The 8,149-nt window shown below is 66.1% G+C and carries 8 protein-coding genes; 4 read left to right on the forward strand and 4 right to left on the reverse strand.

All coding sequences use genetic code 11. From position 1 onward, the window contains the following. Positions 1-32: 32 nt before the first annotated feature. Positions 33-1,412, forward strand: a complete 1,380-nt coding sequence (locus tag BN1233_RS36605) for an alpha/beta fold hydrolase (RefSeq protein ID WP_046868577.1) — start codon at positions 33-35, stop codon at positions 1,410-1,412. A gap of 269 nt (positions 1,413-1,681) precedes the next feature. Here the strand turns inward: BN1233_RS36605 and BN1233_RS50890 are convergent, their stop codons facing one another. Beyond that, entirely contained in the window at positions 1,682-2,008 is a 327-nt protein-coding gene (locus tag BN1233_RS50890) for a hypothetical protein (RefSeq protein WP_082145864.1), read from the reverse strand. Between the two features lie 218 nt (positions 2,009-2,226). Here BN1233_RS50890 and BN1233_RS36615 point away from each other — a divergent pair, with 218 nt between their 5' ends. Then, positions 2,227-3,810 (forward strand): FAD-dependent monooxygenase, encoded by a 1,584-nt coding sequence (locus tag BN1233_RS36615; protein WP_046868578.1) that lies wholly within the window; start codon positions 2,227-2,229, stop codon positions 3,808-3,810. 4 nt (positions 3,811-3,814) lie between these two features. On the opposite strand, the gene BN1233_RS36620 is transcribed toward BN1233_RS36615, so the two are convergent. Beyond that, positions 3,815-4,993, reverse strand: a complete 1,179-nt coding sequence (locus BN1233_RS36620; protein ID WP_046868579.1) for a low temperature requirement protein A — start codon at positions 4,991-4,993, stop codon at positions 3,815-3,817. Positions 4,994-5,347: 354 nt separating this feature from the next. Between BN1233_RS36620 and BN1233_RS51410 the strand changes: the two genes are divergently transcribed. Next, positions 5,348-5,494 (forward strand): maltose acetyltransferase domain-containing protein, encoded by a 147-nt coding sequence (locus tag BN1233_RS51410; protein ID WP_425311780.1) that lies wholly within the window; start codon positions 5,348-5,350, stop codon positions 5,492-5,494. A 162-nt stretch (positions 5,495-5,656) separates the two neighbouring features. On the opposite strand, the gene BN1233_RS36630 is transcribed toward BN1233_RS51410, so the two are convergent. Together BN1233_RS36630 and BN1233_RS36635 are read right to left on the reverse strand one after the other, a co-directional pair. After that, on the reverse strand, positions 5,657-6,673 hold the full coding sequence (locus BN1233_RS36630; protein ID WP_046868581.1) for an LLM class flavin-dependent oxidoreductase: 1,017 nt from the start codon (positions 6,671-6,673) through the stop codon (positions 5,657-5,659). A 322-nt stretch (positions 6,674-6,995) separates the two neighbouring features. After that, positions 6,996-7,229 (reverse strand): hypothetical protein, encoded by a 234-nt coding sequence (locus BN1233_RS36635; protein ID WP_046868582.1) that lies wholly within the window; start codon positions 7,227-7,229, stop codon positions 6,996-6,998. Between the two features lie 611 nt (positions 7,230-7,840). Here BN1233_RS36635 and BN1233_RS50250 point away from each other — a divergent pair. Beyond that, a partial coding sequence (locus tag BN1233_RS50250; protein ID WP_046868623.1) for a cold-shock protein occupies positions 7,841-8,149 on the forward strand: 309 nt, incomplete at its 3' end.

Raw genomic sequence — 8,149 nt, forward strand, 5'->3', positions numbered from 1 at the left:
GAGAGATGTTGGCCTGAGCCGGAGGAGAAACCATGGTCCGACTGACACGCCGCGCCGTCTTGCAAACGTCTTTCGCCGCAACCGCCGCCGCCGCGTTCGGGTGGCGGGCGATCACCCAGGAAGTGCAGCCGCCGATCATCTTCGTGCACGGCGACGGCGACGATGCCGAGATCTGGTACACGGTCCTGTGGCGCTTCGAGTCGAACGGCTACGACCCGCGGCGGCTGATCGCGATCGACTTCCCGAACCCAGGCACCGGTCGGCCTGGCAATTACGGTCAGCCGCATCCGGGCCGCTCGACGACCGGGGAGCAGTTGATCGAACTCGCCGCGCGGGTCGAGGAGGTCAGGCGGAGCATCAGCCAGGACAAGGTCGTGCTCGTCGCCCACTCGCGCGGCGGCAACGCAGTGCGCAACTACATCAAGAACGGCGGCGGTCATGCCACGGTCACGGCGGCGGTGCTGTGCGCCTGCCCCAATCACGGCACCTACGCGTCCCGGGCGCCCGAGTTCAGGCTCGGCGAGACGAACGGCTGGGGCCACTTCCTGCGCCAGCTCAACGAGGGTCCCACTGAGGCCACGCCCGGGGTGCGCTTCCTGACGATCCGCAGCGACCGCAACGACCGCTGGTTCCAGCCCGCGCTGCCGCCGGATCACCCGGTCGCCGGCGGCCGCACGGGGGTGCCGAGCAACGCGGTATACGACAGCCCGGAGCTGACGGGTGCGACCAACCTCGTGCTGCCGGGGGCCGACCACAAGGAGGCCGCGCGCAGCCCGCGCGCCTTCGAGGCGATGTATCGGTTCATCCTCGAGCGGGAGCCCGCGCACCTGGACATCCTGCCGGAGGCGCGACCCATCCTGGACGGCAAGGTGACGGGTCTCGTGGGTAACCTGCCGACCAATCTGCCCCTGGAGGGGGCGGAGGTGGAGATCTTCGCGGTCTCGCCGGACACCGGCGAGCGGCTGGGCGGGGCGGCGCACCGGCGGGTCACCGGCGCTGACGGGAGGTGGGGACCGTTCGAGGCGGACCCGGCTGCGTATCACGAGTTCGTGCTGGCCGCGCCCGGCTATCCAGTGGAGCACATCTACCGCCCGCCTTTCCCGCGCTCCAGCACTGTCCTGCGCCTGCGTCCGAGAGGCTTCGCCCAAGATAGCGATGCGCAGGCTCCCGGGGCCGTGATCACGGTGGTGCGCTGCAACGGCAATCTGGCGCGCGACCGCGACAACGTTCTCGTGGACGGGCAAGTCCCGTCTGGCCTGCCAGGGAGCCCGCCGCAGCGCAACGAGACCACGCTCCGCCTCGACGCACAGGACAGGCGGCCAGTCCCGGTAGCCGTCAACGGCGAGCACCTGACCGTGCAGACGTGGCCAGCGCGCGACAACCACGTCGTGGTCGCCGAGGTCCATTACTGAGGCTTCACGGGAGCGCGCGATCCCCTGGGTTATGGGCCGCGGGTGCCGCCTGCCGTCAATCCGGCAGGCTTGGCTTGCAGCACTGATCCACGAGCCGCCGCCCGAAAGAACCCGGGCAACCGGGTGAGTCGGGTGGGTTGCAGGGACCCTTGAGTTGGACAAGCTCGTCCCGGACGACGGCTCGTACTCTCGGCCGTTTGAGCCCGATCGGGAGAGCCGACGCGCGTCGCGGGCAATGCGGTGGGATGCGTGTCGGCGATGTGACGGGCTCAGGTCCCGACGGCGTCACTCACGCACTTCTTCGTGAAGCTCGCCTTCGCGGCGCCCGCGAGCTTCTTCTCGCCCGCCTGTGCCTCGCAGGCCTTTGAGGCATCGGACTCGCATTTCTTCAGGAAGCTCGTCTTCGCCGCCCCGGCGAGCTTCTTGTCGGTCGCCTGCGCCGAGCAGGAGCCACCGGCCGCGCCCGGAGAGGCTGCCTGTGCCGTCGTGGCCGCTGGCTGCTGCGCCGGGCCAGGATGGGGCGCGGTCTGGGCGAGGACCGGTGCGGCCAGCAGGCATGAGATCGCGGCGAGAATCTGGAAGCGTGCAGAACACATTGAAGCCTCCCTGGCTTCACCGGACACGCCAGCCACTTGGAATATGTGCCTCGCAGGTTGAACCGACGCTTAACGCCCGCTCTGGGCCAGCCACTCGGCCGACGCGTGGCTGTTGCCCGTTGCAAGCCGTGAGCGGCTTGCGATGCGCGGGAACCCGAATGCAGCGGGGCGTTGCTTATGTGAGGATAGGGTGAGCACGAGCCCCGAGAGGTCTGCCGATGTCCGACACGCAAGTTCTCGTCGTGGGGGCCGGGCCGACTGGTCTGGTTCTGGCTCTCTGGCTGCGTCGGCTCGGTCTGCGCGTGCGCATCGTCGACAAGACACCGGAACCCGGAACCACGTCACGCGCCCTGGTGGTCCACGCGCGGACGCTCGAGTTCTATCGGCAGGTCGGCTTGGCAGAGGCGGTGGTCGCACAGGGCCTGGAGTTTACGGCCGCAAACCTGTGGGTGAGGGGCCGGAAGGCCGCCCGGGTCGGCTTCGGCGCGATGGGTCAGGGTCTGAGCCCCTTTCCTTATCTGGTGATCTTTCCGCAGGACGAGCATGAGCGGCTCCTGATCGAGCGCCTGAGCGCGACGGGAAGCACGGTCGAGCGCCGGACCGAACTCCTCAGCTTTGAAGATGGCGGCGAGCGCGTGCTGGCCCGCCTGCGACGGCCGGACGGGACCGAGGAGACGTGCGGAGCCGCATATCTCGCAGGTTGCGACGGGGCCCACTCTACGGTGCGCGATGGTCTGGGCATCGGCTTCCCGGGCGGGACCTACGCGCATCTGTTCTACGTGGCCGACGTGGCGGCGCGCGGGCCGGTGGTGGACGGCGAACTGCACGTGGCCCTGGACGACACGGATTTCCTGGCGGCGTTTCCGATGGCCGGTCCGGAGCGGGCCCGCCTGATCGGCACGGTGCGGCAGGCGGCGGAAGCCCAAAGGGAGGCGCTGTCCTGGCAGGATGTCAGCAAGCGCCTGATCGAGCGGTTGGGCATCGAGGTCGAGCGCGTGAACTGGTTCTCGACCTACCATGTCCACCATCGGGTGGCGGACAGCTTCCGGCAGGGCCGCGCCTTTCTGCTCGGCGATGCCGCACACATCCATAGTCCGGTGGGCGGGCAGGGCATGAACACAGGCATCGGGGATGCCGTGAACCTGGCCTGGAAGCTGGCGGCCGTCCTGCATGGGCGAGCCGGGACGGAGTTGCTCGACACCTACGAGCCGGAGCGGATCGCCTTCGCGCGACGCCTGGTGGCCACAACCGACCGGGCCTTCACGGTGGTGACGAGCCCCGGGCCGCTCGCCCGGTTCGTCCGCGTCGCGGTCGCGCCACGGCTATTGCCAGCGCTGTTCGCGTCGAATTTCGTCCGCCGTTTCATGTTCCGCACGATCTCGCAGATCGGGGTGCAATATCGCGGCAGTCGCTTGAGTGCGGGCCGCGCCGGCAGCGTGACGGGCGGCGATCGCCTGCCTTGGGTCATGCCGGACAGCAGCCCGGAGGAGGGGAGCGACAATTTTGCGCCGCTGAGGTCGCTGGATTGGCAGATTCACATCTATGGCGAGGGCGGGGCCAGGATCGTGGAGGCCTGCACGCGACGGGGCTTGGCGCTGCACATCTTTCCCTGGCAGCCCAGGGCGGCCCGCGCGGGCCTCAGGCGGGGCGCCGTGTATCTGGTGCGCCCGGACGGCTATGTCGGCTTGGCCGATCCGGCCGCCAGCCCGGCCACACTGGAGCAGTATCTGGACACCCGGAGCGTGCAGCCCCTGAACGCCGCACACCCGGAAGCGACCAGTGTTGAGTGGAGCCTCCACTGAAAGATCACGAGATTATTGGTCGGAACGAGATTCGCTCCCAAGCTGCCACTCCCACCAGCACCGCCGCCGCGGCGGCGGCGAGCGCAAGACGCGACATGAACAGCGACGCCAGCGCAAGCAGACCCAAGACGATGAGCCCGAAAAGATGCGATACCGGCAACCTCGCCGCAATCGCCCGCTTGAACAGCATGTTGCCGAGCAGGTAGAGGGCCGGCCCACCCAGGATGGCTACGATGGCGGGCGGTTCCGCGGGATCGGTCGGATGGGCCAGGATGAGTTCGTCGGACACCGCCGCAACGATGATGCCGGCCACGATGAGCAGATGGACATAGGTATAGGCGAGGCGCGCGACCCGTCCGGGATCGGCCGAATGGGAGATCTGCTCGCTCCCTCTCTCGGCGGCGGTGTCGAAGTAGAGCCACCACATGGCCACGCTGCCGACGAAGGCCACAATGAAGGCCGTTACGGTGACGGGCGTTTGTGCAAGCTCGGCAAAGGTGGCCCCGGTGACGAGGATCGATTCACCGAGGGCGATGATGATGAAGAGCCCGCAACGCTCGGCCATATGCCCGCCTTCGACATCCCAATCGACGGTTGCCGAGCGGCCCAGGCCGGGAGTCCAGAACCCGAGCCACGGTGCCATGTATTCGATTGCGAGCGCAATGATCCAGAATGCAAAGCGCGCCTCGCCGTGCGCCAACCCGCCGGCGATCCAGAGCACCCCGGACAGCGCGAGCCATGACGCGATCCGCTGGAAATTGCGGAAATTCGCGGGGCTGTGCCGCCACAAGGCGCCGACCATGAACAGGCTGCGCCCGACCTGCATGAATGTGTAGGCGCAGGCGAAGAGCAGCCCTCGCTCCTCGAATGCCCTCGGGATTGAGGTGGAGAGGAGCAGTCCGGCGAGCATCAGGACGAGGAGCAGGAGCCGGACGCGCGTCCTCTGCGGGTCGATCCAGTTCGTGACCCAGGACGTGAAGATCCACACCCACCAGACTGCCATGAGCAGCAGTACCGTCCGCAGCACGCCAGGGACGGTCAGGTCGCCGAGGAGAAAATGGGAGAGCTGCGTGACCGCGAAGACGAAGACCAGATCGAAGAACAGCTCGACGAAGGTGACCCTGGCGTGTTCGCCAGTCTTCCGGCTACGAAGAAGGTTGGCTCTGTCGCCCGACCTCGTCATGACACCCTTCGTTTTCGCAGGGGCGTGGTCACGATTGTTGCCTATGGTCTGACGGGTCGCGGCCTCGTCGGTCAAGTTGCATGGCTTGTACTTCCGATCGAAACTCGGAAGCCAAGACCACCAACCGCGCGGCAAGCGACTGTTGTCAAAAGAATTCAGGCTCTTCGGCCGCTCCTATGCCGAGGTTCACCAAAGCTGCCCTTCGATTGGGCGTCGCGCATGGCTGCACCGGGTGAAAACGACCCTTGGCTCACGGCTGGAGAGCAGACATCGGGACTACCCAGGCGGTTCGTGGGGCGGCCTCGGCTTGATCATGGAGGGGTGATTCTCGACTTTGAAGCTCAGCGGTCAGCGATGCTGGCAGGGAAAGTGTATGTCGATCTTACACGCAAACTCATCGAGGCGAGGGCGCGTGCGGTCATCTTGACCGACGAATACAATCGGTCGTTAGGGCAATCTCATGAGGTGCATGAGGCGATCCTACGGGGGCGCTCATTGTGAGCCGACCTTTCGCTGTGAATCTTACGGCGGCTTGAGCCTTGGATCCCGACCTTGCTCCGTAACGGTCAGGAGCCTCGGATGAGGCGGCTCGCTTTTCAAGCCGTCCAGCGTCGATCCCGATCTCGTGCCGATCAGTTCGTGGCTTGATCCACAGATCGATCGTCATCGCCAGCCCAGCGCCGGAGCGACATACTTCAGAATGGCCTCAATGACATGGGCGTTGTAATCGACACCAAGCTGGTTCGGCACGGTCAGAAGTAGCGTATCGGCCTCTGCAACCGCCTCGTCCGACTTGAGTTCCTCCATGAGCCTGTCCGGCTCCGCAGCGTAGGAGCGACCGAAGATTGCGCGCATGTTGTCGATGATGCCCACTTGGTCGTTGTCCTTGCCGCGCCCGAAATAGGCGCGGTCGCGGTCGTCGACGAGTGCGAAAATCGAGCGTGAGACCGAGACGCGGGGCTTGCGAGTGTGCCCCGCCTCCTTCCACGCTTCCCTGTAGCGGCGGATCTGCTCGGCCTGCTGGACGTGGAAGGGTTCACCTGTCTCGTCCTCCTTCAGGGTCGAACTCTGGAGGTTCATACCCTGCTGCGCGGCCCACACCGCCGTTGCGTTGGAGGCGGAGCCCCACCAGATGCGCTCGCGCAGGCCCTCCGAATGCGGCTCGAGGCGAAGCAAGCCAAGCGGGTTGGGAAACATCGGGCGTGGATTCGGCTCGGCAAAGCCCTCGCCCTTGAGGACGCTGAGAAGCACTCCCGTGTGACGGCGAGCCATGTCGGCGTCACTTTGGCCCTCTTCAGGCACATAGCCGAAGTAGCGCCAGCCATCGATCACCTGCTCGGGCGAGCCGCGGCTGATGCCGAGCTGGAGACGCCCACCGCTGATCAGATCGGCTGCGCTCGCATCCTCGGCCATGTAGAGGGGGTTCTCGTAGCGCATGTCGATGACAGCGGTGCCGATCTCGATGCGGCTCGTCTTCGCGCCGATTGCCGCCAGCAGCGGGAAGGGAGAGGCGAGCTGGCGCGCGAAATGATGGACGCGGAAGTAAGCACCGTCCGCGCCAAGTTCCTCGGCCGCCACGGCAAGGTCAATGGACTGAAGGAGGGCATCACGAGCCGAACGTGTCCGTGACTGCGGTGAGGGTGACCAGTGCCCGAACGAGAGAAAGCCAATCTTCTTCATGAGCCGGTCCTATGTAAGTGCTGTCAGTCGATCCGACACGATGGCAGGCAGATCGGCTGTTCGTGCCGAAGCTCCTCCGTGAGCGCTGCCACGGCAGATCAATCCTGCCGCGTGTCCGCTTGGACGGGTCATAACCAGATACCCTGGAAGGACGGGAAGTTTTCTCCAGGCTGCCCCGATCCGGACCTTCGCGTTCCGGAAAACAGGGAGTAGCCGGCCGCTTGCCGTCGCCTGAAAGCAACATCCTCCGAAGATCATGCGGCCGCAGTTCCGTGGCTTCGGGACCCAAATGGGAGATTGGGGACGATGGCCTGCGTGGCCTTCAGTGTGTCGCGCCAGGGCGACCCTCGATGGCTCCGCCCTTCTCCAGGAAGATTTGCCCGAAGGCCGAGAGCGCATGCGCCATCAGGTTCGGCTGGTCGCCTTCCGGCGCCAGCAGAATGAGATCGGTGAGACTCTCCACCATCATCGACGCCATTTCGACGAGGTCCGTGTCCCCGTGCTCGAACCGCTGTTGCACGAGCTGATTGATATCGCAGTGCAGGCAGTCAGACATGTCGTTCTCCTGTTGTCGGTCTGTCACGGACGCTTCGCGCGCGGCTGTCCAAAGTCTCCCTGAGACGCTTTACCGGATCGACCTCAAGCTCACCAAACTCGTTGCGCCGGCGAGGATCGCTGGTCTGGTCGCTCCAATCGACTGTAACGCTGTCCCGATCGCCTGACTTTGCGCAAGCAGAACACCGATCTGCCTCCACAGATCTGCGCATCGCGTGCCAGCGAGGATGCCGTATCAGATATCGCGCGGGACGGCGTCGGGTGCGGGCACTTCGGTCGGGGACGGGACTGGGACCCCCTCGGGACCAACCCCGGGAGGCCCGGCGGACGGAATGTTCAGGGGTTCGCTGATGCCGGGCGGAATCGCCGGCTCCGGCGGCTCCGGCGGCTCCGGCTGCTCCGGTGGCGGGACCTGCGGGTTTGGCTGAGAGGGAGACGGGTGTCGGGCATGGTCGTAGCACCATCGCTCGCAGACCCACATAGGGCGTTCCCTTGTGAGATTGCGCCCGAGCGACCAGAGATTCAGATCTGCGTGGCGCAATGCCAAACGGCTGGCAGGTTGAGCGCCGGTGTGGCAGTGAAAGGGCTTCTTTCGCTGAGTACGAGATGACGATGGGCCGAGACAACGATTACCGGGGCAACCGACGCGGACGGGGCGATGACTCCCGCGATCCCTGGAGCACCGAGCGGCAGGCGCAGCCCTCGTTCGGAGATCGGCCGATACGCCCTCGATCCGCCCCGGCGGTCTCCTCGGGGCCGGAGACGGAGGCGCGGGTGAAGTGGTTCAATCCGGAGAAGGGCTTCGGTTTCGTCGAGCTCACCGATGGCTCCGGCGAGGCGTTCCTGCATGTCAGCGCCGTTGAGCGCACCGGTCACTCGGTCCTGGAGCCCGGCACGACCCTGATCGTGCGCACCGGGCAA

This window comes from Microvirga massiliensis (assembly GCF_001006805.1).
In the GTDB taxonomy this organism is placed as follows: domain Bacteria; phylum Pseudomonadota; class Alphaproteobacteria; order Rhizobiales; family Beijerinckiaceae; genus Microvirga; species Microvirga massiliensis.

Bases quoted from the DNA above. Each gene is read 5' to 3' on its own strand.
- BN1233_RS36605 (WP_046868577.1), top strand. From the start codon at position 33: ATGGTCCGACTGACACGCCGCGCCGTCTTGCAAACGTCTTTCGCCGCA.
- BN1233_RS50890 (WP_082145864.1), bottom strand. From the start codon at position 2,008: ATGTGTTCTGCACGCTTCCAGATTCTCGCCGCGATCTCATGCCTGCTG.
- BN1233_RS36615 (WP_046868578.1), top strand. From the start codon at position 2,227: ATGTCCGACACGCAAGTTCTCGTCGTGGGGGCCGGGCCGACTGGTCTG.
- BN1233_RS36620 (WP_046868579.1), bottom strand. From the start codon at position 4,993: ATGACGAGGTCGGGCGACAGAGCCAACCTTCTTCGTAGCCGGAAGACT.
- BN1233_RS51410 (WP_425311780.1), top strand. From the start codon at position 5,348: ATGCTGGCAGGGAAAGTGTATGTCGATCTTACACGCAAACTCATCGAG.
- BN1233_RS36630 (WP_046868581.1), bottom strand. From the start codon at position 6,673: ATGAAGAAGATTGGCTTTCTCTCGTTCGGGCACTGGTCACCCTCACCG.
- BN1233_RS36635 (WP_046868582.1), bottom strand. From the start codon at position 7,229: ATGTCTGACTGCCTGCACTGCGATATCAATCAGCTCGTGCAACAGCGG.